The 25,354-nt window shown below is 39.3% G+C and carries 19 protein-coding genes, 1 tRNA gene, 2 other RNA genes and 1 pseudogene; 6 read left to right on the plus strand and 17 right to left on the minus strand.

Annotation, left to right across the window (positions count from 1 at the left end; all coding sequences use genetic code 11):
* Positions 1-61: 61 nt before the first annotated feature.
* The 4 genes from GNT69_RS15180 to GNT69_RS15195 form a co-directional block, all read right to left on the minus strand.
* On the minus strand, positions 62-1,378 hold the full coding sequence (locus GNT69_RS15180; protein WP_203555818.1) for a hypothetical protein: 1,317 nt from the start codon (positions 1,376-1,378) through the stop codon (positions 62-64).
* A gap of 2 nt (positions 1,379-1,380) precedes the next feature.
* A complete protein-coding gene (locus GNT69_RS15185; RefSeq protein ID WP_203555819.1) occupies positions 1,381-2,745 on the minus strand; it encodes a DUF58 domain-containing protein in 1,365 nt (454 codons plus the stop codon).
* On the minus strand, positions 2,742-3,716 hold the full coding sequence (locus tag GNT69_RS15190) for an AAA family ATPase (RefSeq protein ID WP_203555820.1): 975 nt from the start codon (positions 3,714-3,716) through the stop codon (positions 2,742-2,744). Before GNT69_RS15190 ends, GNT69_RS15185 begins: the two co-directional genes overlap by 4 nt.
* A gap of 186 nt (positions 3,717-3,902) precedes the next feature.
* A complete protein-coding gene (locus tag GNT69_RS15195; protein WP_203555821.1) occupies positions 3,903-4,556 on the minus strand; it encodes a hypothetical protein in 654 nt (217 codons plus the stop codon).
* 604 nt (positions 4,557-5,160) lie between these two features.
* On the opposite strand from GNT69_RS15195, the gene GNT69_RS15200 reads away from it, so the two are divergent.
* The 5 genes and pseudogenes from GNT69_RS15200 to GNT69_RS26225 form a co-directional block, all read left to right on the plus strand.
* On the plus strand, positions 5,161-5,844 hold the full coding sequence (locus tag GNT69_RS15200) for a response regulator transcription factor (protein WP_203555822.1): 684 nt from the start codon (positions 5,161-5,163) through the stop codon (positions 5,842-5,844).
* Between the two features lies 1 nt (position 5,845).
* A complete protein-coding gene (locus tag GNT69_RS15205) occupies positions 5,846-6,850 on the plus strand; it encodes an ATP-binding protein (RefSeq protein WP_203555823.1) in 1,005 nt (334 codons plus the stop codon).
* 140 nt (positions 6,851-6,990) lie between these two features.
* Positions 6,991-7,674, plus strand: a complete 684-nt coding sequence (locus tag GNT69_RS15210) for an ABC transporter ATP-binding protein (protein WP_203555824.1) — start codon at positions 6,991-6,993, stop codon at positions 7,672-7,674.
* Positions 7,671-10,256 (plus strand): FtsX-like permease family protein, encoded by a 2,586-nt coding sequence (locus GNT69_RS15215; RefSeq protein WP_203555825.1) that lies wholly within the window; start codon positions 7,671-7,673, stop codon positions 10,254-10,256. The genes GNT69_RS15210 and GNT69_RS15215 overlap by 4 nt, the downstream gene beginning before the upstream one ends.
* Before the next feature lie 149 nt (positions 10,257-10,405).
* A pseudogene (locus GNT69_RS26225) lies at positions 10,406-10,507 on the plus strand (gamma-type small acid-soluble spore protein); the annotation flags it as partial.
* A 301-nt stretch (positions 10,508-10,808) separates the two neighbouring features.
* On the opposite strand, the gene ffs reads toward GNT69_RS26225, so the two are convergent.
* From ffs to GNT69_RS15240, 4 genes are all read right to left on the minus strand, one after another.
* Positions 10,809-11,075: signal recognition particle sRNA large type (gene ffs / locus GNT69_RS15225), an RNA gene on the minus strand.
* Between the two features lie 144 nt (positions 11,076-11,219).
* Positions 11,220-11,505, minus strand: a transfer-messenger RNA (tmRNA) gene (ssrA, locus tag GNT69_RS26230).
* Positions 11,506-11,524: 19 nt separating this feature from the next.
* A tRNA-Ser gene (locus tag GNT69_RS15235) sits at positions 11,525-11,612 on the minus strand.
* Positions 11,613-11,872: 260 nt separating this feature from the next.
* Complete coding sequence (locus GNT69_RS15240; RefSeq protein WP_203555827.1) at positions 11,873-12,679, minus strand: nucleotidyltransferase domain-containing protein; 807 nt, start codon at positions 12,677-12,679, stop codon at positions 11,873-11,875.
* A 214-nt stretch (positions 12,680-12,893) separates the two neighbouring features.
* Between GNT69_RS15240 and GNT69_RS26235 the strand changes: the two genes are divergently transcribed.
* Entirely contained in the window at positions 12,894-13,082 is a 189-nt protein-coding gene (locus GNT69_RS26235; RefSeq protein WP_203555828.1) for an SDR family NAD(P)-dependent oxidoreductase, read from the plus strand.
* Between the two features lie 884 nt (positions 13,083-13,966).
* Here the strand turns inward: GNT69_RS26235 and GNT69_RS15250 are convergent.
* From GNT69_RS15250 to GNT69_RS15290, 9 genes are all read right to left on the minus strand, one after another.
* On the minus strand, positions 13,967-14,452 hold the full coding sequence (locus GNT69_RS15250; RefSeq protein WP_203555829.1) for a DUF4825 domain-containing protein: 486 nt from the start codon (positions 14,450-14,452) through the stop codon (positions 13,967-13,969).
* 887 nt (positions 14,453-15,339) lie between these two features.
* On the minus strand, positions 15,340-16,623 hold the full coding sequence (locus tag GNT69_RS26040; RefSeq protein ID WP_203555830.1) for an IS1096 element passenger TnpR family protein: 1,284 nt from the start codon (positions 16,621-16,623) through the stop codon (positions 15,340-15,342).
* Between the two features lie 459 nt (positions 16,624-17,082).
* On the minus strand, positions 17,083-18,804 hold the full coding sequence (locus GNT69_RS15260; protein WP_203556013.1) for a sulfate adenylyltransferase: 1,722 nt from the start codon (positions 18,802-18,804) through the stop codon (positions 17,083-17,085).
* Positions 18,805-18,974: 170 nt separating this feature from the next.
* On the minus strand, positions 18,975-20,510 hold the full coding sequence (locus GNT69_RS15265) for a solute symporter family protein (RefSeq protein WP_203555831.1): 1,536 nt from the start codon (positions 20,508-20,510) through the stop codon (positions 18,975-18,977).
* Positions 20,511-20,516: 6 nt separating this feature from the next.
* A complete protein-coding gene (locus GNT69_RS15270; RefSeq protein ID WP_239094243.1) occupies positions 20,517-20,858 on the minus strand; it encodes a DUF485 domain-containing protein in 342 nt (113 codons plus the stop codon).
* Between the two features lie 149 nt (positions 20,859-21,007).
* Complete coding sequence (locus GNT69_RS15275; protein WP_203555832.1) at positions 21,008-21,763, minus strand: LytR/AlgR family response regulator transcription factor; 756 nt, start codon at positions 21,761-21,763, stop codon at positions 21,008-21,010.
* Positions 21,760-23,529 carry a LytS/YhcK type 5TM receptor domain-containing protein gene (locus tag GNT69_RS15280; protein ID WP_203555833.1) on the minus strand — a complete coding sequence of 590 codons (1,770 nt, stop codon included), beginning with the start codon at positions 23,527-23,529 and terminating at the stop codon, positions 21,760-21,762. The genes GNT69_RS15275 and GNT69_RS15280 overlap by 4 nt, the downstream gene beginning before the upstream one ends.
* Positions 23,517-25,070 (minus strand): sodium:solute symporter family transporter, encoded by a 1,554-nt coding sequence (locus GNT69_RS15285; protein ID WP_203555834.1) that lies wholly within the window; start codon positions 25,068-25,070, stop codon positions 23,517-23,519. Before GNT69_RS15285 ends, GNT69_RS15280 begins: the two co-directional genes overlap by 13 nt.
* Positions 25,067-25,342, minus strand: coding sequence for a DUF485 domain-containing protein (locus GNT69_RS15290; protein WP_203555835.1), 276 nt, complete (start codon positions 25,340-25,342; stop codon positions 25,067-25,069). The genes GNT69_RS15285 and GNT69_RS15290 overlap by 4 nt, the downstream gene beginning before the upstream one ends.
* Positions 25,343-25,354 lie beyond the last annotated feature (12 nt).

A 25,354-nucleotide genomic window follows, 5' to 3' on the forward strand; every position in this document is an offset into this window, starting at 1 on the left:
AGCTAGTCACGCCTATTTGGGATGGAAAAAAATGGGTAAACGGCAGAACCGTCCCCCTGTTTCACAAATTTTTCAGTAAGATTCGATACTTCTCTTTTGATCCAGTGTCCACCCCGCCGTAATAGGCGGCTTGATAATCACGGTTCAATTCATTTAAGAGGGTTTGGACATAATACTTATTGCCATCATATTCGAACTCACTTTTATCATCCGGGAGTTGCGCAATGATTCTTTGAATATATTCTTTAGATGTTTCTGTTTTTACGATTGGAAAACCGTTCTTTTTCCCCCATTTTTGCAGTTGATAATAGTACCAATACACAGATTGATAATAAAAATGGGGAAATCTTCTCCGCATGCCGATTCTCCAGTTGTACAAAAGCGTCAATAGCTTCTGTTTGATATTTTTCCACCAGGACTCTTTAGAAACAATGATTTGCTTTGGAACCATTCCCTCTCTCGGTTTTCTATTTTTTAATACCTTTACAAGGACTGTAATTGCAATGATTGCTATCAGCACAAGCACACTAGTAATCAACCAGCTAATGGGCATGGTCACTATCGGTTCCTCTACTATTTCTCCCATCTCCAAGCTAGGCTGTGGTTGCATGCCTTCAAGCGATTCCGGCTTCGACTCAGGAAAGAGACTCATCACCCACATAAGCAGTTCCATCAGCATCCCGCCAATCCATTTAATCCCTTCCCAAACAGCAATAACAGCTATTGTCACGGCCCGATTCACCGCTGGAAAAAGCAGGAGCAGTGACAGCAATGGAATCGACACGAAAAGCAGGAGTAACATAGCCGACAACGATTTTGATTCACCAACTTTACGGATTTCGATCGATTGACCACTTTCCTTCTCCCCATGGCTTTGCAACGAGAGGATCATTCCGATTAAACTTAGGCCGATTGAGAAAATAAACAACAAATGAAAACGTTCATTGTCCCAATCTTTGGCGATAAAAATCGCCGCAAAAATAAGATAGAAAAGGATATTCCCTTCAAAGGCGTTTAACATCGAACGACGCAATGGTTTTTGATAACAGAAGGAAGCCGCTCGAACCCATATAAACAGCAATGCCAAGCTGTGAGCGATTCCAAAACCCCAAATCCCTTCCGGAACGGTAAGTACCCAGTTTTGATAAAGCAGCCAACCAATGACTACGATATTAATGATGACGCCTGCTACAATCTTTTTTGTTAATAACAGATTTAAAATATAACCGACGGCAGCTGCAATCGCCCACCAAGTAGCGTCAAAAGCAGCAAACTCCTCTACTTTTAAGCTCGTAAACAAAAAGATTACATGATAGATCCATAGTCCTTGACTAAATAAAATGATAAACGATTTGACTATATTTTTTAGTTGCTCCATCATTATGACCCCTTTGCCACATTCCTGCTCGCGAACAGAAGTTTCTCAATTCGCTCGGCATTTAGCTTTTGGGCATACTTCGATTCATTACGGTAAAAAAAACGTACGGTTGTTAATTTCTGCTTGTACTGCTCAAACCATAAATAATGCTCTTTTGTGACTTGATTACAAAAAATAAACAACGGACTAGAGCCCATCCCATTATGAACAAGCTCGCCCAAGGTTGAAGCGCAACGAACTACTCGATGAGTGCTCATTGCCATTTGATCCAATAGCGGATGCAAATCTGAAGTTGGCGAGATATTATTCATTTTTTGCCCTTGATAGGAGAGCGAATTGCTGCCGTAGCCAATTTTAAAGCTTTGTTCGTGATACTTAACCGCAACGGAAGCAATCACTGATAAATAAGCTTCAAACTCCTCTGCTTTTTTCACTTTCACTTTTTCCATCTCCATTGGGTCTGTAAAGGCGGACTCATCGATTTCAAAACCTGAGCAATCTGTATAAATCGTGATTTGTTCAGCTACCACCGGTTTATAAACATTTGTCTGCAATCTTCCTGTCCGCGCACTTGCTCGCCCATTAAACCTTCGCAGCTCATCTCCAGCCTGATAATCACGAATCCCGTTGATCATTAACGGATCTTCGATAAACCCGCCCTGTTTCCCTTTCATTTCCCATTGCATCGATGGCCTTAATGTTGGAGGTAAAACAGGGATGAGTTTTGGATAAACAATTAATTGCGCATTAAGGTCGAGTTGCTTTTCGGTTTCCGCAAAACGAAAAGCATCACCTGAACGAATCGTCACCTGTCCAAGATCATAGACACCTCGCTTAGATGCGGTGCCAGAGATTGTCCACTTGACCCGTTGATACCAGAGAATCCACAGAAAGCGAACCAAATTACTGCCATTTTCCCTATCACCGAAAATTATTTCTTTTCTTTTAGGCAGTTCCCATTCGAGCCAAATTAACGGTAGCCATTTATTGTTGAAAAGATTTGCCTCCAAGTGAAATTGCTGATTTACAAACACTCGAGAGTTCAATAATTTCAACGTTGATTCAATCTTTTTAAGAGATTGCTTTGTCCATGTGCCGATGAAGAAAGATAGAAATAATAGGAACGAACTAACGAGAATACCCGGAACAAACTGAAACCAGACGGCGGCAAGAAGGCAAAGCAACAACACCCAGTTGGCATACTTTTGAAAGAAAAAGCTCGTTTCAACTATTTTTTGCTGTTCATCAGACCCATCCTTCGTTTGTTGCACATCTGCCTCGGTCTCAGTAGCCTGAGATGTTGACTCGGTTTCGTCTTCACGGTCGGACTCTTCAAGTTGTACCTTTACATCCTTTCCTTGATTCATATCATCACAACATTTTCATTCGGAATTGGTTGTTGACCGAGAATCTCATCTAATAAATCGATTGGCTTCGTTCCGTTCAGTAGCGCTTCTGTTTTTAATAATAGACGATGATTCCAAACGGGCTTGACCATTTCCTTCACATCATCTGGGACAACATAATTGCGGCCGTTGACAAACGCCCATGTTTTTACCGTTTTATAAAGGGCTTTGCTTGCACGTGGGCTGACACCAACGGAAATATGAGGGTGATTTCTTGTTGCCACTGCTAGTTGCGTAATATATTTCCGAATCGCTCCGTGGACTTTCACCTCTTTACATTGCTGCTGCAACTGCTGTATTTGCTGAGGATCAAACAAATGATTGATTTGCTCATACGGCAGGTCATCGCCTACTTGCTCAAGCATTCGTTCTTCCTCTTCAGGAGTTGGATATCCTAACGTTAATTTCATTAAAAATCGGTCGAGCTGGGCCTCTGGCAACGGAAAGGTTCCTTCCATTTCTACAGGATTTTGCGTGGCAAGCACTAAAAACGGCTTTGCCAAAGGATAGGTAACTCCTTCAATCGATACTTGTTTCTCTTCCATACTTTCCAATAAACTTGATTGTGTTCGCGGCAAAGTTCGGTTGATTTCATCGACTAGCAATATATTCGTAAAGACAGGTCCTTGGCGAAACAGAAAATCATTGCTTTTTGGATTAAAAATAGACCCTCCTAAAACATCGGACGGCAATAAATCAGGGGTACATTGGACCCTTTTAAAATCACAATCCAGTCCCTTTGCGAAGGCTTTCACCATTGTCGTCTTTCCCGTTCCAGGCAAATCTTCAAGCAACACATGACCTTCTGAGAGCATCGCAGTGAAAAGCAATTTTAATTCTTGCTCTCTGCCAATGATTACTTTCGCCATTTCCTGCCATAGTTTCTCTAAATGTTCCTGCGATAAAGCAGCATTTTTTCCATTTCCCGCCATAAAATCCTCCCTAAAACAGTTATACTGTCTATTTTAGCTTATTCTCATTAGCCGGACCTATAAAAATTGCTCCATTTTTTTCAGAACAAAAAAAGAAGCTTTCCAACAACCAGTGAAAACTGGTCTTTAGGCGCTCCTTTTTTTTAAGAATTTTCATAACATTAAAGATTGCTTTTGAATCCTAGCCTAATGTTTTTCTGTCGACACCATCCTTTCAATCTGGAGCATAATCGAGAATACATGAAGAAAAGTGTCCTGCATGTTGAAGTTTTTAAGATATCTTTGATAATGGTGATGAAAGCAGCTGCCAATTGCTTCCCTTGCATCATAATTGAAGTGGTAAAAATCAATGACTGGAAAATAGAGACGGTCACCTAGTGGGAGCAGTGTACCAGCGACGATTTCACCTAATTTAGGAGGAGTTGCTTTTGGGTTAAGTACGAGGACATCGATTAGTTCATCTGTCAAAAGATCAATTGCAACTAAAGAGCGATCGTTTTCCTTATGGGCGATATAATAAAACTTGGATACAGCCTTATCACATTCTCTTAGCCATGAAGCCATGAACGGCCTAGTTCGAAAACGCAAATAATTTTCAGATAAATAATCCTCGATACAACTACCGTTGCGGTAATGCTGGGATTTATACAAGATTTTAAACCAAAACAAATTGTCGAATAAGCTTTGCTGCTTCTTTTCTTCAGGATCACATTCATTCACAAATTCGTTTAGCACATCTAGAATTTCATCATCATATTGGTCTAAAGCATAAAACATAAAATCCCGAAACACTTTTGTCACCATTTCTTCTCTTAATTCTTCGGAAACCGGGTAATTCACTCTAAACCTCTTAGCTTTGTCTGTTTTTTGACACATCAACACCAGATTTTTGATCATTTTTTGTTCTTTCATTTAATCAGTCCTTTAAATTGTAGTTTGGGAGAATATAAAGCGAAACTTCCATCAGAGGGGGCTTCATCCCCCACTGATGGTTAGTTGAGCCAATCGGGCATTTACGGGCAGTTTATCCTCCACTTATCCTTTTTTGTTTCATCAAAGTCTTGAAGTGGGGGTATTACTGCCCGTTAATCTGCGATAAAATAAGTCATAATGACATGGTGTATAATTTGATAATTGTTAGATTTTTAGATAAGTAGCTTACTAGATGAAATTAAAAAGACAAGAATTAAGAGGATGTGGAAATGGAATGATAAATGTAAGTAGTTTGATCACAGGAAGAAAATATAAGAGGAACTACTATTATTATAGCACTCGACTTCGTTGTAGATAGATTTTTATTTTTAATTCACAAAATTGTAAGAAAAAATCACCAACGAATGAAAGGGACCGAAACAGAATTACCCGCCCCCCATGTTCCGCTTTGACGGTTGCTCATTCTTCCAATAAGATAATAAAGAAAACTTGGATGTTAGGAATGAATTGTATGAAAATTTTATTGGTTGAAGATGATCGAACTATTGCTTCTGGATTGGAGTATTCTTTGAAACAAGAGGACTTTGAAACGGTCCTTTGTCATAATGCCGTTTCAGCAACAGATATAATCCATCATAAAATCGATGAAATCGATTTATGTATACTTGACCTGAACTTACCTGATGGAAGTGGTTATGATTTATGTGAGCTTGTGAAAAAACGTCGGGATATCCCAATCATTTTTTTAACGGCTTATGATGATGAAGTGAATGTTGTCATGGGTCTTGATATGGGAGCGGATGATTATATAACAAAACCGTTTCGTATTCGCGAACTTGTTTCAAGAATTAATACGGTGCTCCGCCGCTACCATCGGCATCCCCAACCGAAAACCACGATTGAAATTGAAAACATTCAAATCAATACATTAGAAGGAAAAGTTTATAAAAATGACAAAGAAGTCTTGCTGACTGCCTTAGAATATCGGCTTTTCCTCATTTTCGCCAATCATCTTGGACAAGTACTCACAAGAGGACAGCTGCTCGATCGTATTTGGGATGTCGCCGGTGATTTTGTTAATGACAACACGTTAACCGTCTATATTAAAAGACTGCGTGAGAAGCTAGAAGACAATCCACAAAAGCCAACGATTATCAAGACGGTTCGAGGTATGGGCTACAAGGTTGGTGAGTGAGGTGCTTCGCAATCGAGAAGTTCAAATCTTACTGACTATTTCTCTCCTCATTAGCGGAATTGGATTTACTATCGCAGCTATATTCAACTCCATGCTAACAGCTAGCGTTGTGCTAGTAACCTCTATCTTACTGATTAGCAGCACGCTAATCTTTACTAAATGGCGTTACCGTGAAATTGAAAAATTATCAAACTATTTGCAACAAATCAGCAATGGCGACTTCCAGTTGGATGTTCGCGATAACTATGAAGGAGAGTTAAGCCTCTTAAAAAGTCAGATTTATAAAGTGACAAGAATGCTTTCTGAGCAAGGGACGGTTTTACAAGAAGATAAAGCGAACTTGACAAATGCGATTTCGGACATCTCTCATCAATTAAAAACCCCTCTCACTTCAATGATGATGATGGCCGATTTGTTAGACAATCACCGATTAGATGGCGAAAAACGAAGAGAGTTCACCCGCAATCTTCAAGTACAGTTGAAACGAATGGAATGGTTAGTTTCTTCCTTATTGAAACTTTCGAAAATTGATGCAGGAACGATTGCTTTTAAAAAAGAAAAAGTCTTCGTCGCTCCCCTTATTCAAACGGCGGTCGAACCACTATTGGTACCAATCGATATTAAAATGCAAAATTTGAATGTTAATGGCGATGAAGAAGCAGCCTTTATAGGAGACAATAATTGGACAGCAGAAGCGCTCATCAATATTTTAAAAAACTGTGTCGAGCATACTGCTGAAGGCGGAGAAATTTCGATTCTATTTTCCGAGAATGCTCTTTTCACAGAAATCACGATTACTGACAACGGAAAAGGAATCGCGAAAGAAGATCTCCCTTCCATTTTTAAACGGTTTTACAAAGGAAAAAATGCGAGTGACGACAGTGTTGGCATTGGCCTTGCAATGGCGTATCAAATCATCACGAGTCAGCAAGGCGATATTGAAGTAAAAAGTGAACCAGGTGTAGGAACAATTTTTCAAATTAAATTTTACAAGCAGGTGTTTTGAGGAATCATTCCCTGCTATTTTTATGCACTTTAGCTCCTCCCTCCCTTCCAAAGTGAATAAATTGTCACTTAAGAGTCACTTTAAAGTCATACTGACTCGATATACTGACCTCAAGATAAGAAATGGCGGAGGTTTTTTTCATGAATATAGTAGAAGTTAAACATCTATCAAAAGTGTATGGCAAAGGCGAAACGGCGGTTAAAGCGCTTGATGATGTTTCGTTTTCAGTAAAAAAAGGCGAATTTGTTTGCATTATCGGCCCGTCTGGTTCTGGTAAGTCAACCCTGCTCCATTTACTTGGTGGAGTCGACCGGCCAACGAGCGGAAAAGTTCTTATTGATCAAACCGATATATATGGTTTGAATGAAACTCAGTTGGCGATTTTTAGACGTAGGCAAATTGGCTTGATTTATCAATTTTATAATCTAATCCCTATTTTAACCGTGGAAGAAAATATTACGCTACCGATGCTTTTAGATGAACAAAAAGTAGATTCGAACCAGTTCAACAAGGTAATTAACATTTTAGGGCTGAATAACCGGCTTTCCCATTTGCCAAACCAACTTTCAGGCGGCCAGCAGCAGCGTGTATCGATCGGCCGGGCGTTAATTAGTAATCCGGCAATTATGCTTGCTGACGAGCCGACAGGCAACCTCGATAGTAAAAATAGTAAAGAAATCATGGAACTGCTCAAAATGTTTAATAAAACGTACAATCAAACATTGATTGTAATTACCCATGATGAGCGCATCGCTCTGCAATCAGATCGGATTATTTCGATTGAGGATGGCAAGATTGCCAAAGATGAGGTCATCCGACCATGAATTTTATTAATAAAGTCACCTTAAGGCATTTAATAGAGAATAAACGCCGCTCACTCGTGACGATTATTGGCGTCATCATTTCAGTGGCGATGATTACGGCGGTTACGACCCTTGGCGTTTCTTTTTTAGACTTAATGATTCGTCAGCATATTGTCACTAATGGAGAATGGCATGTTCAATATCAAGATGTCACTTTAGACCAACACGAAGCGATTGAACAAGACAGTGAAACGAAAACGATTATCCTCTCTAACGATGGCTATGCACACTTAAAAGAATCAAACAATGAAAATAAACCGTATTTATATTTTAAAAACTATAACGATAGTGGCATGGAGCAAATCCCAATGGAAGTGATTGATGGAAGACTTCCTGACAATCAAAATGAGATCGCTATTTCTGAGGCGATTTTAAGCAATGCAAAGGTTGATTACAAAATCGGGGATCAACTCACGGTTGATATTGGTGAAAGATGGAGCAAAACAGAAGGAACGACGCTAACACAAAACCATTCTCTTGAACGGGACGAGAGTACGGTCATTGAAGAACTGCAAATCAACGAAACCAAAACGGTGACGATTGTTGGAATGATTGAACGCCCGACTTGGGAACCGACTTGGTCACCTGGTTACACCATCATTGGCTATGTGGATGAAAACTCACTAAGTGAAAATGATACGGTTGATGCTTTTGTTGTGTTAACGAAAGTAAATAGTTCCCTTTTTGAACAGGCAGAAAGTCTCGCCCACACACATGGGATTGAAACCGTCCATTTTAATTCTGATCTGCTTCGCTATTATGGAGTAACGAAAAATGATGAATTGCGCACGACGCTTTTCTCCTTAGCTGGCATCATTATGGGCGTGATTATCATTGGTTCCGTGGCGTTGATTTATAATGCGTTCGCAATTAGTGTTTCAGAACGTGCTAGACATTTGGGAATGCTTTCAAGTGTTGGTGCAACAAAAAAGCAAAAACGCAATTCTGTCTTTTTTGAAGGAGCGGTAATTGGGTCGGTTAGTATTCCAATTGGGATTGTTGCCGGCATAGTTGGGATTGGAATCACCTTTGCTTTTATCAACACGTACTTACAAGATGCGCTCGGAGTTTCTGAAAAGCTAGAGTTGGTATTTACGCCCTCTTCCCTTTTGGTTGCATGTGGAATATCAATCTTGACAATTCTTATTTCCACTTATATCCCGGCACAAAAAGCATCAAAAATTTCAGCGATTGATGCGATTCGTCAAACTCATGATATTAAGTTATCAAAGAAAACAGTAAAAACATCAAAGCTTGTGCGAAAAGTCTTTGGCCTTGAAGCCGAAATCGGATTGAAAAACGTCAAAAGAAATAAAAAAAGATATTTGGCTACTGTGTTTTCACTCGTGATTAGCATTGTCCTGTTTTTATCAGTCAGCTATTTTACCGACAATCTAAAGAAATCATTGGAGATGTCACAAGGTGATCTTCAATATGATATTCAAATTTACAGCAGCTTATTAGAGAAGGAAGAGTTAGCACAGTTCACGAAGCTCGATCATGTCACCAAGTCGACGATTATTGAGGAAGCCCAATTTGAGGCGCTTTTTAGTATGGATGAACTTCCCGCACAATTGAAAACACAAATCGAAGAAAACAACTTGTATCTTGAGGATGGAAAATATCCTTATTATGTTGGCGTACATAGTTTGGATCAAGATAGTTTTAAAGCTTACGCCGAACAAATCGGTGTTGATGCGGCTAATTTTGGTCAACAAGACACACCAAGAGCGATTGTCATTGACGAAGTTTCTTATCAAGATTATGCAACCGGAAGATTTATCGAAACAAAAACGATTCAGTCAGAAATTGGCAATACGATTGATATATTTACTAGGCCATATGGTGATATCGAGAATCAACCGGAACAGGAATTGGTGCGTTCCGTTCAAATTGGCGCCCTTACCGACAAAGTGCCAATGGGGGTTCAAACTGCTTCGCTAGGAGGTCTTAACTTAATCGTTCCTGAAGCAACAATGGCCCGGTTAGGGATTGACCCTCGGGATGTTTACTCCTATGTGTATTTAAAAAGTTCAAATCCAATGGCAACGCAAACAGCGATTGAAGACCATAAAGAGACGAACGTTCATGTATACAATGTCTATCAACGACGTCAGCAAGATGAACAAATGATTATGCTCATGTCCGTTTTCACCTATGGGTTTATCACGCTGATTTCCCTAATCTCGATCGCTAATATTTTTAACACCATCTCGACAAGCATTTCACTGCGAAAACGAGAATTTGCAATGCTCCGATCCGTTGGGATGACTCCAAAAGGTTTTAATAAAATGATTTATTATGAAAGTATTTTTTATGGGGTAAATGCGTTGGGATATGGATTGCCAATAAGTGTACTTGTGATGCTAGCTATTCATCGCTCCTTCGGCTACACCTTTGTATATGGATTTAATCCACCATGGATGAGCATCCTATTCGTTATTGTCGTGATTTTCTTCATTGTCGGGTCTGCGATGTTGTATTCGATTTCAAAAATAAAGAACGAAAACATTATTGAAAGCTTGAGACAGGAGAATATTTAAAAAGAATCGCGGTTAGCTTAGCTAATCGCGCATTTTTTATGAACATAAAGATATAAACGCTAATTTAGGCAAACTTAACAATAATTTTACGCAAACAATATTGGATAAAAAGACGGAATGGAGCTCAACTTAAGTTTAGAGGTGAGAGAATGAGAAAATATACTGACGTCGGAACTGATATTGAGCTAGTTAAACAACAGAATGCGAATTCAGGGATGTCCTACAATGAGGCAAAGGAATATTTAGCCCGAACTACTGGAGGTCAAGGGACCGCAAAATTTAGTACAACCAATATTGAGGAAATAAAGAGGCAAATTCGGGGCAAAGACAGGGAATAAAAGAATATTGAAAGTTCTAAACCGATTCTTGCACAAAAACACGATCCTCATAAAAAGATCGTGTTGTTCTATTTCTATGTATAGTAAACCGAAATTTAAGACCTACTCCGGTACAACTGCAATTATATGTTGATGGAGCCGAGCCGTTTGAATCGCTGACCTTCTACGTGCATAAGAGGAGCTTTTCTAACTGAGCGATGGCCGTAATTATAAACCGTAGACCTTTTATTGATATGTGGAAATAAGTGGTACTTATACAAATAAGCTCATTTGAAGCAATCCTTCGACACATGAAAGCTTCTCCTTATGGCTGCTCCGTTCCCGGCCTGACCAATTTCGTAGATTTCCATTGCGAGGACTTCAAAAGTCAACACCATTTATATAAGTCAAACCTCACATCCAACATACCGCTAAAAGGAATTCAGCCTCGCTAGAGCGGATTGCGAGTAACAGGGCACCGCTAACTCCCCGCCTACTACGGTATGTATTTTTAAAATAATACTTATGTTTAAGAATTATAATCCCGCCTATGCCGTTCACCTAGATGTTTTATAAACCCGCATCTCGCAGGTGGGTTTCCGCATCTTGAAACCTCTGTCTTCCAACCGCAGCAGGCATGACATCAGTCAAGAAATTAAGAATCCCGTAAAAATTTTACGGTTTAAAACATGTAAGGTTAACGTACATCGCAGGTTGTTTGTGACCATAGTGGACTTTCCAAAAGGTTGTCCACTAAGTTTGAATCCCTTGCCCTACCACATGGACGATGGAGGGAGGAACCGCTATCAGCTGTTTTTAGGCAGCGAAAGCGAAGTTTGTTTGTTGTTTGCCAGTTATCGGCTTTGACGTTTTAACGAGCTCGTCGACTCGACTCGCAATATAAGCGCAGAACAATCCCTGTCGATACCAAGACATTCCCATAGATAGAAGCGGAGAAGGAGGGATTTGAACCCTCGCGCCGGTTGCCCGACCTACACCCTTAGCAGGGGCGCCTCTTCAGCCACTTGAGTACTTCCCCATTGTTTAATCGACAATAATCATAAGTGATCATCATCTCATCAGCGATAACGACGTGTTCCGTATCGCGTATTCATACTATAACATGGATATACTCATTGTACATCTGTAAATTACTGTAAATTAGGGACTTTTATCCTATATGACTTTTTGATTCCCATTATAATAATCAAGCATATGAAAAATAGAAAATTTGTTTCGTCCTCTTAATGGTCGATTTTTCTAGAAATTGAAAAAGAGTCAACACCAAGCAAACCAACCCTAGTCTCTGCTTTCATTCCACACTTCTGTTAATGTTTCTCTAAACAACTGATCAAGCTCATAGGTCGGATCTGAATTGTCAATTGTTAAATTCTTTGTATAAGCCTCTAAGTTCTCAATCTCTTTATTAATGTATTCATGTAGATGCTCCATTTTTGGTTCCAGATTTAACTCTTCCCCTGCAATCTTCCGTTTCAATAATGTTAAAATCGAAGCTTTTAATTCTCCTGGCTCTATGATTTCTTCCAATAATTCTTGAAATTCGATTGGCGGGATTGATTGATATTTTTCAATCCATTTACCTGCTAAAATGGGACGAAGAACGTAAAAGTATTTTTTGATACGAACTTCATTCCCTTGAAGATAATCACGAAAATTTCCTTTTGCCATGTTCAAATAATGATAAAGACAGGATACTGGTGAAAAGATTTTCTTTTCTAGAACTTTCATTTTATCGATTGTTGAATAGGCTTGATAATAAACAATGTTTGAGTGCAGCCATTCTAACAGTGGTGGATTTGATTTTCTGAAAAGTTTTAATGCTTTTGTTAACTCCCAACCACTTACATCCAATAATCGATCAATCGGGATTGATAGCGAATTTCTATTTGGTATCTCAATCACATCTCTTTTTTGATCAATCGATAAATACCAATTTGGATGATGTATATAGATGAAGCGAACGTCATAATCACTGTCTTTAGAAGGAAATCCCCATGCTCGACTTCCCGACTCGCATGCGTATAGAATTTTTACATCATAATCCTTCTCAATTTGGTGAATGACATCAATGATATGTTCGCGCATCCGAACTCCTCCAATATGTACCAATTATCAAACATTTTTATTATACTTTAATTCTTTTCTTAATAAACACAAATCAACAGCGGACGGTTACTCCGGTGTTGATTATTGGAGACAGGATAACCCGCTTCCGGCCTAGTAGCTTGCTGTCACGAGTAACAATATAGGTCCTTATTTTATCCAAAACTCGTTATCAGTGATTTGCTAAATCTCCCCAATGGGAGTCCCACATATTTTTAATGTTTCTTCCATATCTGGTTTTACTGGTGGGTTTCTTTCCGGTACATACACTGCCGCTAAACATGCAGTAAAAGGATTAACAGAATCACTTGCTTTAGAAGTAGAACCTTTTGGAATTAAAGCCACTTGTGTCCTGCCCGGAATGTTCGCACAAGTTCCTGAATAAAGAATCGATACGAATCGCTAATGAACCAGTCGCCGCGTATATAGAACTGAATGAAAAACGAGCGAAGTTTTCAGCCAGCAATGACGGCATTCAGATCGGGGACCCAAAAAGAGCAGCAGATGTTTTCATTGCTTTAAGTCAGCAGGAAAATCCGCCTGTGTTTAATTTTTAGGGAACGATGCGAACCAAGTAGTTGATACTAAAATATCAGAGTTGCAAAACCAGGTATCAAACTGGAAAGAACTAGCAACATCTACAGATTTTATTGAGCAGAAATGAATATAAGTGTGGCACTAAAAAATAGGGATTGATTTCTCTCCCCTTGTGCCTACTATATGTTTGATGGTAGTTGATCTTATCGGACCTTAACGGGCAGTCGATCCCCCACCTATCTTCTTTTGTATACATAGAATCTTGAAGTGGAGGTCTTACTCGATGTTTGTGTAGGTTTGAGAATTAATAGGCGGGGAATTTCCTGCTAATGTAGATAGGAGAAGCTTAAAAAGCGGAAATAAGCGGATATTTTCCGGTTAACTGCTCTAAATAAGACAAAATCCAAAGATTTGCATAATATAAACGGAAAAACTCCCCCTTATTTTTAAGGAAATATCGTTATTTCCCAGTTTAGCCGGAGTTTTTCCGTTTATTTTTCTTGCAAAACTCATTGTATAAATCTTATGTTGGGTCATGATAAAACCTTCCTTATTTGGTTTTCTTAATTATAATTCGAAAAATGCTCATGTTCAAACAAAGCAACGTTCAATGTAGTCGCCTTGAAAAGGGGTACTTGTTGGAACAATGATTATACAGTGAAACCAATATTGATAAGTCTTAAAAAACTTCTTCATTCTTTTCCGGTTATTCTTTTTTCGATCAACACCCTATTAGTTTAAAAGTTCATTTACTTTCATATCGTCTTCTAAAGATTCTCGTATAAGTTCTTTGAGTTCATTTTCGTTGTCGATTTCACTTAATTTTATTCCGTACCATTCTTGTAGATTTTGTCTCGTAATTTTATACTCTTCCATACTATCAACCATTTCAAAATTAAAGGTGACCCATTCCACATTCTGTATCAATGCAAATAGATAAGAGGCATTGTTTATAACTGTTTCTTGGTAATTGAATTCTGATTCTAACCAATCATACTTTATAACTATCCCAAATGGTTCTTCTTTTGTTTTAAGTTCTAATCCATTAAAATAATCGGCACCCTGTAAATGAATCACAATATTAACTACCGCACTGTTATCGCCCACATACGAATTTTTATATTGAAATAAGTCATTATTTGCATTATCTGAACTACAACCATTTAAGAAAAGTAAAATCAATAATGAAAAGAAGAAGAATCTAATCTTTTTTCTCACTTTTATGCCCCCTAATAATTAACTATCTATCTAAAACCTTATGTTTAATATATAACGAATTAGCTGATAAAGTGAAATTCCATCAGTGGTTTTTTTCATCCCCCACTGATGGTAGTTGGGGAAAGCCAGATTGATTTTAAAAAGGGGGTTAATTACCATTAAAGCCAACTATTACAGATTAGATGCACTATTTCGCTCTTTTTTTATTTGGTTAAGTGTTACATTCAAACCAGTAAATCCAGCAGCAAAGGAAGGTGGAATACTCCACATAAAATAACCCCATTGCCCTGTAAATACAGATATGGAGAGAAAAAGAAGTGGAAAACCTACTAAAACTATTAAAGAAACAAATAGTTAATTTTGTGGTTATTTTTCATGGGAAACCTCCGTCGTAGGCAAGCATGACCTCACTGTAAATAATCTTAGAAGATAACGGAAATGAAAAATAATTAGAAGGGTTTGTTGTTTATCCAACAAATCAACGAAATTGTTGAAAACAGCGGACGACACGAAATTTAAAAGATATCCTTCAACCGCTCTATGTTTTGCTATTATTATCCAATTTCTCAAGGTCTTGGTAAATCAAATAACAGCCAGTTCATTGGCTAATAATTAGAGAAACACTAGATCCGTCCCGGTGTTTCGAAAGGAAGCGTTAGAAAAGGTACTTAAGCAAAACTATCTCACCTAGTTTACAGCTTACTTAAAAAAGTGCCATTCCCCCAATGCGGGAATTCTTTCCTCCGCTGGGGAACTGACACCTTTTTCTTTAAAGTACAAGACGAAAATAATTCCGAGCGTGATACGGTACTGGAACTGAAAGTTAGTTACGCTCATTTATGATGGAAAAAATTAGGGAAACGGCAGAACCGTCCCCGCGTTCCACTTTACCACCTATATTGATCAGGGGCTTCACCAAGTTTTTCTTTAATCTTAGGTGCCCCAACGTCTTCCTCTCCGCTAATTTTTAGCAAGTTTATATTAAATTCCCATTCATAACCGAAATCAAATAAATAGAGAAAACTCTGGCCTTCATATAAATCCAAATCGCCAATTTTAACTTCATTCACATATGGTCCATGAGTATCCATAGGAGCATTATAGAAATGTTTACTAAATTTTATTCCATCCATATAGAAAGCGTATAAATGGTCGTCATCAAAATCAAACGCCTTTTGAATTAAATTATGTAAATCGAGTAATGTATGTGAGCTAGAGAATTGAAGAATTCTCCAGCAGGAAGAACTTAGTTTCACTTTAAATAGATAAGCTCCTTCTTTAAAGACTGGCCTCTGCCTTTTTAAGGTGGTTGTCAATTGCTCTTTTGAAAATAATGGACTTAATAATGTGACAAGTGAAACATTGTTCTCCGCCTTTTCCATTTTTATTTCTTTTTTAATCTCATTTGGAAGATTAAGTAAGTTTGCAAATAGGTCAAAAGTTTGCTCCTGAACTCCATCCTTATATAAATCCCAGGTTTCATACAATGCATGCTGGATCTTTTTAAAGAAGGGTGTTAACGTAATGGATTTTGTGATTGTGCTTATTGGTCTATCAGGATCATTTGACTTTTCATTATCAAGCATAAATGTCCAAAATCCGAAATAACAAAAATAATAGAAAAACTGCCCATAGTCTGAAACATACCTACTAATCTCTTTATACCGTGTCCACTCTATTACTTGATTGGCTGGAATGCTCTCTAATTCCTCAAATAGCAAGTCAATATTATTAGGCGCTTTTCCCCACTTCTCACCTTGAAGTTCGTCCCAATCCGTTTCCATCCAAAAAGCCTCTAGTAATGTGAGGTATTGCTCAGTTGCTGTCAACTGCATAAATAATTCAATTTGCTGACTTTGAATTACCGCAACGACTGAAGATTGATATCGGTTAATCTTTATGAAATCAAGAACAATGGAAAGATGGTAAAACAAATGGATAATCGGATAACCTGTTTGTGTTGCATGTTGTGGTACCTCTACTTTTTCGCCTTTTATTTGAGAATAGATGGAAATCAAATCTTTTTTTGTAAAATATCCTTTTGCTTTTGTTAATTTTATTTTATTTTTTGAAAGATAGGTTAAATACGTTCTGAAGTTTTCGACTATAAATGACGGGTAATTCGGAGTAATAATTATTTTGTTTATTTGATCATTTTTTTCCTTATACACTACTTTGAGTCTCCTTAAAGTGATATGTACTTTTACTCTACTGAGGGACTGACCCTATGTAATACGTTATAATCTTAACATATTGTTATAGAAGGTTTGACAAAAAAATATCCTACCTTAATAACCTTATTTTGACTAGATTATAACATTATTCTAACTACCTACATATACCATGTGAACAAATAGTGTGATTTAATTTCCCTTAACAAAAAGCACTTCGAGCAGTGAAATTTTAGAGATTTTTTTGCCTATAATAGTTGGATTAACCTTGCCCACTTAAAAAGGTGTCAATCCCCCAATGCGGGAATACTTCCTCCGCTGGGGAACTGACACCTTATCCTCCTATGTGCAAGAAGATGTTGATTGCTGGGCTGTATACAGGAACTGGAACTGAGAGCTAGTTAAAATCATTTGCGGTGGAAAAAAATGGTGGAACGGCAGAACCGTCCCCGCGTTCCACTATTCCTCGTCACTCCCCCGATACCGTTTATATGGTAAAGGATTCCAGGTCCGGTAGGCTAAGTCTTCTTTGCGTAAAGGAGCTGGGATATCGTCCATTATTCGTTGTGCGACTTCTAGTTCGCGCTCGGCTTCTGATTTATCTTGATACATAAATTCATCCGATGCTTTTTCACTCGCTTTATCGACTTTTTCTTTCAAATTATCAATCACCATTTCTTGCTGGCGAGTAATCGATTCGCGGGCTTCGGCAATCCACTGTGGCTGAACGGAACGAAGGCTATCGGTTACATAGCTGAATTCTTCAAAGATTTCCTTATAGACACGGTCGGCATTTTGACGGACATCGGTGATTGCGGCTTCTAAATCCTCAATCGTTAGTTCCTCTACTTCTAATGGGCGTGCACGTTTGGCGCCGCCAATTCCTTTCGAATGTAAATAATATGGAAAAATCGACTTGATTGTTTTACCAACAGGGGCAATCGCCAGCCCTTTCTCATCAATCCCTTTCGGCTGTACCCCTTGCATCGCAATCCGCGCCGATTCAGGGCGTACTATTTCTTTCGGAGGCAAAACGCCATACCGCAATAACTCGCGGATCCCTGTTCCAGAAATATTTATCCGATAGCGGTCCTCGTGCGGACAAGTTTGTTCGGTCGCTGGACTATCACAGCGGGTACAATAGAACACCTCGTGGAATAGCCGAATATCAATGCCTAGTTCCTCTTTCGTAAACTGATCAAAAATTGTATGGCTTGCATATTTATCATAATAATCGCCAATGCCTGCATGATCCCGACCAATTAGCGCATGAGTACACCCATAATTTTTCATTATCAGCGCATGAAGAACAGCTTCACGTGGACCAGCAAAAACATAGGTTACCCTAAGCGGCGCAAGCACGGTTCTTTCCTTCGGATAATACGTATCAAGCACAGCACGGTAAGATAACATCCGGAACTCATGTCTCGTATATTCACGTTTTGCCATTTCAACTAACGGTTGGACAAATAATCCATCCAGTTCTTCTAATGCATTGCGGTGAATATATTCATGGCCGCGATGTAGCGGATTTGCCCCAGTAATAAACCCGCCAACCGATTTCAGTTTTTTCTCTTCATAAAAGAGTTCCCACGTATCTTTCGGTTCCATCCGTAATTCTTCAAAAGGTCCCCAATGGACACGACGCAGCAACTGAATTGGTCCACCTAAAGCGGTATCCCCCATTCGGCGATAAATCGAGTCGACTCCAGGATGGTTGCGGTCCGTCGTTCCAAATAGATGCTTCGCACGGAACTGGCGGTCATAGTCAAAAATATCTTCCAATTTTATAATCGCCACTGGTTCTCTTGATTCATCGACTAATGCAACCTCATCTCCGACCGATAGCGATTGAATCACTTGCTTATTCCGGTCGCCAATCGGCGCGAAACTTAGTGGAACGGGCCAAACAACCCCGTTTGCCAACCGTCCTTTCGTTAAAACCGATTTATAATCGACTTCATTCATAAATCCTTCATTTGGCGATAATACACCTGTGGCAATCATTTCAAGTGTAATGACCGCCTCTAAATCGACCATAATCATTGGAAGAGTTTTCGCACGTTCAATTGCTTGCGCCTGTTCTTCTCCAGCAAGCACGCGATTCACTAATTTTCCGCCATGAGGTTGTTGTGGATACGTTAAAATTTTTTCTTCAATCCCTATTTCCTGATTATTCATGACCAATTCATCTCATCCCCCAATAAATACATGTTTCATAGATTCTATGATTTTTTACGTTTTATCATTACAACGCTTACATAATAAAGTGAAACTTCCATCAGTGGGGGTTTTCTTCATCGCCACTGATGGTTAGTCTGTGATAAAAATGAATTCCCCTTAAATCCCAATTATTCCGCCTTTTTATAGCCTGTATGTGCTCTTACGGAAACTTCTGCATAGCGTGTTAAATCTTTTTCTTTCGATAACACAGTACCAAGGTAGCCACCGATAAAGCCTAACGGCACACTAATGAGTGCTGGATTATCTAATGGGAAGATTGGGTTCCCGACAAACAGAGCCGCCCCTTCAACCGGTGAGAATACGCTCGGACTAATCGATACGAGAATTAAAGCAGATAGCAAGCCAGATAAAATCCCGCATACGGCACCTGAAGTATTAAAGCGCTTCCAATAGACGGTATATAAAATAACTGGCAAATTCGCACTTGCGGCGATACAAAAGGCTAACGATACTAAGAAAGCTACGTTTAAGTATTGAGCACCCAATGATAATAAAATAGAAACAATCGATACCCCTAATGCTGCATATCGTGCTGCTAGCATTTGTTCTCGCTCTGTAATCTTGCCTTTTTTAATAATTTGTCCGTAAACATCATGGGCAAATGCCGAGGCTCCAGATAACACGAGTCCAGCAACAACGGCTAAAATCGTCGCAAATGCCACTGCGGAAATGAGCGCGAATAAAATATTGCCGCCAATCGCCTCGGCAAGTAGTGGTGCAGCCATATTTCCACCAGGATTTGCTGCAAGAATCTGACTTTCCCCAACAAAAATCGCTGCTCCGAAACCTAGGAATAAAGTTAAAATGTAAAAAATCCCAATCGTCCACGTTGCGGTAATAACTGAGCTTCTAGCAGTCTTTGCATCTTTTACCGTGAAAAAGCGCATCAGGATATGCGGCAGACCCGCTGTTCCAAGGACCAACGCCAGCATGAGTGAAAGCGTTCCCAAAGAATCGGTATATTTTATACCTGGACTTAAATAATCAGCCCCATGACTTGTCGCACTTTTCACTTCTGTGAACATCGCTCCGATATTAAAGTTGAATTTTAAAAGGACGAGGAAGGAAATAATCACCATTCCGGCCATCAGCAAGACAGCTTTTGTTATTTGTACCCAACTCGTGGCAATCATTCCACCAAATAACACGTAAATCGTCATCATCACACCAACAATTAATACCGCAATCCAATATGGAATATCGAATAAAAGCTGAATAAGAGCACCTGCACCAACTAATTGGGCAATCATGTAGAAAAGAACAATCGTAATCGTACTAAGAGCGGCAACCCCTCTTACTTTTTTCGCATCAAAGCGGGAATTGATCATATCTGCTAACGTATATTTCCCAAGGTTACGCAATGGCTCTGCCACTAACAACAACACAACTAAATAGGCAATTAAAAATCCGATACTATAGAAAAAACCATCAAACCCTTGTAAAGCAATCATTCCAGCAATTCCAAGGAAGGAGGCCGCTGATAAATAGTCTCCGGCGATAGCTAGTCCATTTTGCCAACCAGTTAGTCCCCCACCTGCTGTATAAAAATCACCGGTCGATTTTGTTTGCTTTGCAGCCATATAAGTGATGACTAAGGTGAGAAGTACAATCGAGAAAAATAGTATAATTACCGTCAAATCCATTCGCCATTACCCCCTTAACTGCTCATGTTTATTTAAAATTTGCTCCGCTTCTAGATCAAAGGTAGCGGCTTTTTTTACGTAAATGGCACTTAACGCCCAAACCATCACAAACTGTGCGAAGGCAAAAACCCATACCCAAGAAATGTCACCAATGGCTGGGGTGTTTAAAATCGTTGTGTAAGAAGTCATGATTGGCAATAAAAAATAAAAAATCATAAAAAATACCGTCATTGGGACTAAAAATGTCCGCTTCCTACCCAAAAATTCTTTGAACTCCGGACTGCTTTGCACCTTTACATAGTCTAAACCGGTCGACTTTTCGCGATTAATACGTTCCTCTACAGCCAAACTAAACCATCCCCTTTTTTTGTAACTTAATGACTATTATATATATTTAGAATTTTCTGTAATTAATTTTCGCACCAATGGTTGAAATTGGTGGGCGAATGGTTAGGAAAGGGGCGCGAATGGCGGTGGACCATAAACTGAATTTGCTCCTAGCTTTTAAAAACATCGAGAATCGTTTTGCTTGCAGAACGACTAACAGGGATTTTTGTTCGGTCTTTATCTTTTAACGTCAAATTACTTGTTCCATTAAACCATGGACTGATTTCTAATACATGATTGAGGTTAACGAGATAGCTGCGATGTGCCCGAAAAAAAGAATGACCAACGAGCTGATCCTCTAATTCCTGTAAGGTCATTCGACTTAAAATCACTTTATCTTCAGTATGAATCTCTAATAAACGCTTATTCGGCACAGCATAATAAATGGAATCAGGAGAAACGACAACCATTCTCTCTCCATCATCAATTAATAATTTTGATACAGTTGTTTTCTCCTTTTTTTCCACTGTTTCATTCGCACGGTTTCGACTCGTGAAACTTTTACGAATCCGGGTCATCGTCCTTTGAAATCGCTTTTCATCATACGGTTTTAACAAGTAATCAACCGCTTCGACATCAAAGGCATCAATGGCATAATCATCATAGGCAGTGGTGAACACCAATAAAGGCAGAGAATCTGAAGCCTGCTTCATAATCAGTCGTGCTGCCTCTATCCCTGTCATTCCTGGCATTTCGATATCAAGAAAAATCACATCCGGGCGGTGTTCGGAATATAACTCAATCACTTGTTCCCCTGTTTCCGCATGTGGGGTGTGAATGATTCCCTTCTCATCATTTAATAAATGAAATAATTCTTGTCTGGCCATCCGTTCATCTTCAGCAATCATCACACGAATTTCATTCATCCAATCACCTGCTTTTCTTTATATTCGTTTGGAGTGGGAATCGAAAACTTCACTTCACTGCCTCCGCTCGGTAAATTGCGAATCACAAGTCTCGCTGACTCTCCTAATAACTGCACTAACCGTTGATTCACATTATAAATGCCCGTACCACCCTTTTCCTCCCCTCCTAACGGTTGCTTTCCTGCAATTGGTAAAAGCTCGTTAGGAAAACCTTTGCCATTATCGCGAACGAAAACAGTCAGTTTCCCCTCTTGTTTTTCGATGAAAATTTCAACCTTTGCATCCCCTGTTACATTCTTTAACCCATGATGAACCGAGTTTTCAATTAACGGTTGGATCGTTGACGGCGGAATGTAAATATTCGAAATATCCTCCGGTTTTCTTAAAATGATTTTGATTCTTCCTCTAAACCGTTCTTGAATAATCGCCGTATAGGCTTCCACATGTTCACACTCTTTTTCAAATTCAACCAATGATTTCGATACTAACCGTAAATTAAATCGCATATAACTAGCCAATTGCAAGGTAAGATGACGCGCATTTGCTGGATTTTCGCGGAACAAACCAGCAATTAACTGGAGCGTATTAAATAAAAAATGCGGGTTGATTTGCGCTTGTAAATTCCGCAACTCTGCATCCCGTATATGGGCCTTAAGCTTTTCCGCCTCAAGCATGTTCAGCTGATCGGAAATAAATTGACCTAAACCTTGAGCCATCATCCTTTCAACAGGTGAAACATGTTCCCGTTTTCGGAAATAAAACGTAATCAAAAAAAGGACCTGCTCGTCTTTTATAATTGGAATAAAAATGGCTGCCTCAAACGGACATTTTCGATGAGTAGAGATCAACTCTGTTTTCGAATCGGTCACCTGCATTTTTTTAAATTGAATGGCTCTTTGTGCAGGTGGAATCGTCATCGGAGCGTAGCAAACGTGATGTTCCTCTGCTAACCCTCGATGAGCTAACACTTGTTGCTGATCCGTGACTGAAATAGCAGCAAGCCTCAGGCGGCTATATAATAAATCCGCTAACCCATTGGCCACGTCAAAATGCGAATCTTTTTTTAAAAATGGCAGTGCCTCCTTCGCAATTGTTAATGCCTGTTTCGACGCTAAGGCGGCTTCATTTTCTTGTTCACGTAACACAATCCCAATCATCGCCGTGAAAATTGCAATTGCCGCACTATTTGATAACACGAGTGGCAAACCGATCGTATCGACAGTCGCAATCATATCGACTGTATCTGTATTCATGATAAGCAATAATTGCATATGTAAAATCGGCGGAAATACACCAATAAATAATGCTTTCAACGGAGAAATCACTCGTTCATTCGAGAAAAACCTTGCTGTTAAGCCCGCTAGTAAACCTGTCATTGGATTGATGAGCGCATTGGCGATTGCGCCGACACCGCCAAGAAAGAATAAATGAATGCCTGTAATGACCCCAGCTCCAAAACCAAGAATCGGTCCACCTAATAAACCAGCAATTACAATTGCCACAAGGCTCAAACTGACAATCAACTGATTATCCTCGACTGGAAAAAGGATTAAAGCATGACGATTCATTCCATCCTCGGTCATCACAATTCCGATAACACTACTTGCAATCCCAAATAAGCCAAATACCCCTGCATGAACGATCGACATCTTCACACTATATTTCCGATACAATAATGAATTGAAACCAGGTGTTCGTGTCATCACAAAGGCGATAATTAGAAGCAGGCCTAAACGTTCGAACAAAGTGATGGTTAAGCTTTCCATTTCTCTTCTCCCCTTGAAACGATGCCGGTTTGTGCTTGGATATAAAACTGCTTAAACTCTGTTAGTGACTGCGCCTGATTACGTGAAAAAATGGTTCCAAGATAAGCACCTAAGAAGCCAATCGGAATCGTGACAATTCCCGGATTATATAAAGAAAATGGAGCTTCTTTTGCAATCCAACCATCCGTTGGATTCATGATGTAAGGGCCAAAGACGACGAAAAATAAAGAAGCAGCAAGACCGCTAAACATGCCTGCAATTGCTCCAACCTCGGTAAATCGCTTCCAATAAATCGTCAACAATAATACAGGAAACATACTTGAGGCGGCGACAATAAACGTCATCGAAACAAGAAAGGTGACGTTAATCGTCTCCAACCGTAACGAAAATAATGTAGAAACCAAGCCAATGGCAAATGCCGACCAACGCGCTGCTTTTAATTGCTCCTTCTCTGTTGATTTTCCTCTTCGCAAAATATGATGGAAAATATCATGGGAAAAAGCAGTGGTTGAGGAAATCACAAGGCCGGCGACAACCGCAACAATCGTTGTAAACGCAATCGCAGACACAAATGCCAACAAAAAGTCGCCTCCAACCGCTTTCGCGAGCAATGGTGCAGCTAAATTTCCAGTAGGGTCAGCTGCCATTAGCGAATCATATCCTAAAATTGCGACCGCCCCAAGTCCAAGGATAAGTGTCATAAAATAAAAAAGCCCAATAATCCATGTTGAGCTAATTAGCGACCGACGGACCTCCAATGTATTTCGAACCGTTAATAGGCGAATTAATATATGAGGCAATCCTGCTGTCCCAAGCACTAATGCAAGTTGTAAAGACAGGAATTCTAGCGAATGATCAAATAGATTTCCAGGTAGGAAAAACTGTTCTCCAATTGGTGTCCCTGTTTTCACTCGGTCCATGAACGTAGCCAGATTCCAATTAAAATGGGCAAAAGTAATCAGTGACAATAGAAAGGTGCCTGACATAAGCAAGATGGTTTTCACAATCTGTACCCATGAAGTCGCAATCATCCCGCCCAAAACGACATAAATCGTCATTAATCCGCCAATCACAATGACGGAAATCGAATAATCAATATTTAAAAGTAAGCGCAATAAAAATCCTGATGCAACAAGCTGTGGCATCATGTACAGAATAGAAATCATAAATGTACAAATTGCCATAATTAAGCGCATTTTTTTACTAGGAAATCGCGAACAAATGACATCTCCAAGGGAATATTTCCCTAAGCGATGAACAGGTTCAGCGATTAAAAATAGCACAACGAGATATGAGACTAAAAAACCAATTGAATATAAGAAACCATCGAATCCCCGAAGGGCAATCATCCCGACGATTCCAAGAAACGAAGCGGCACTTATGAAATCCCCAGCAATCGCCATTCCATTCTGAAAACCAGTCAACGTCCCTGAAGCAATATAAAACCAATTGGTCGTTTTGCTGCGCTTTGCTGCCCAATAAGTAATAATCAATGTACAGACAATAATATAGATGAAAAATAAAAAATAAGTGGGATTCACAATCCTTCCTCCCCAGTGATTTCTCCCATCTCTCGTTCGATTCTTTTCGCTGTTATGTGATAAAGCCAACAAAAGAACCATGTCATCGGCAATTGTAAAAATGCATATACCCATGCCCAAGGAATCCCATAAAGAAAGCTTGGACGATTCATCACTTCAGGAATGAAAATCAACGATAAAGGAAGCAAAAAATAAAACAATAAGGCAACCGACAAAAGAGCAGCAATCGAATGCATTTTCTTGCGAATTAACTGTAAAATTTGCTCTTCCACCCTTAGTTCCTC

It is taken from the genome of Bacillus sp. B15-48 (assembly GCF_016879755.1).
Classification (GTDB): domain Bacteria; phylum Bacillota; class Bacilli; order Bacillales; family Cytobacillaceae; genus Mesobacillus_B.